This window comes from Oleiphilus sp. HI0132 (assembly GCF_001635845.1).
In genome coordinates this window covers 1-907 of the sequence record NZ_LWGJ01001354.1, presented here as the reverse complement: position 1 = coordinate 907, position 907 = coordinate 1, and the positions used below count along the sequence as shown (strand labels likewise).

The window sequence follows — 907 nt, the reverse complement described above, 5'->3', positions numbered from 1 at the left end:
TTCTCATCCTGTCTCCACACATTCCCAGCTTCTGCGCTAAGTCCTACGTATAAGGGCAAACCTGTTTTTCTAATAAAGCCTCCACGTAAGTCGTATTGATAAATCAATGCCATAAAGGCCTTATGCGGCCCGCTCAGGTCTCGCTCGTTAAAACCGGACAGGTTTAAAAAACCACCTAAAGAAGCATTGTTAACACTGTGTTCGCCATCATCTACGAACATCTTATTAAAAGCAGCCTTGCCTACAAAGGCATGGCTATCAATACTAATCGCGCCCTTCCACTCAAAGCCAAGCTGAGTAGACTGGACGCCGAAATCACTTTGCCCTCCATCTTGAAGCGTTACATTATCAGCATCTTCTTCTTTATGAATAAGGGAAAGCTCAATTCGATTTCCTTCTGTTGGAAAGCTGGCACTATTTAAGCTGTCATAACCCAGTTTAAGATAAGCTCCATACGTGTCATAGTTTATCTTTTTGGAGAGTAAATAGTCATTATCCAAACTCCCCACTTCAGCCAAACCGCCCACTTCAAGTATTCCATTCCTGGAAAAGTTAAACCCCAAACCCGCCCGAAGCTGATGAATATTCTGCTCGACAGTTAAGGGAAGAACATTGAGGTCAAGTAGACGCCAGTCAACAGACTCGAAGGCATAGCGACCTAAAGTATAAAAAGTACGGGATTTTGTTAGTGGCCAATATAACTCCGTATTTAACTCAGGATCACTTCCCAGCTCTAGTTGCGAACGCCACTCTCCACCATTAACGCTTAGGTTAGTCGCGGTATAAGCCAAATCAAGATCCGTCTTTGACTGATCGGTAAAATTGGTTTCCCAGCCCAAGCCAAACTCAAGGAAGTTCGGCCCCCAATCTTTTCCTTCGGCAGTAACTATGACACTGTGCTGATCGT

General features: G+C 44.2%; 1 protein-coding gene. It reads right to left on the bottom strand.

The annotated features are described in order from the left end of the window. The coding region (locus A3766_RS31365; RefSeq protein WP_197479652.1) for a hypothetical protein at window positions 1-907 on the bottom strand (907 nt) is incomplete at both ends.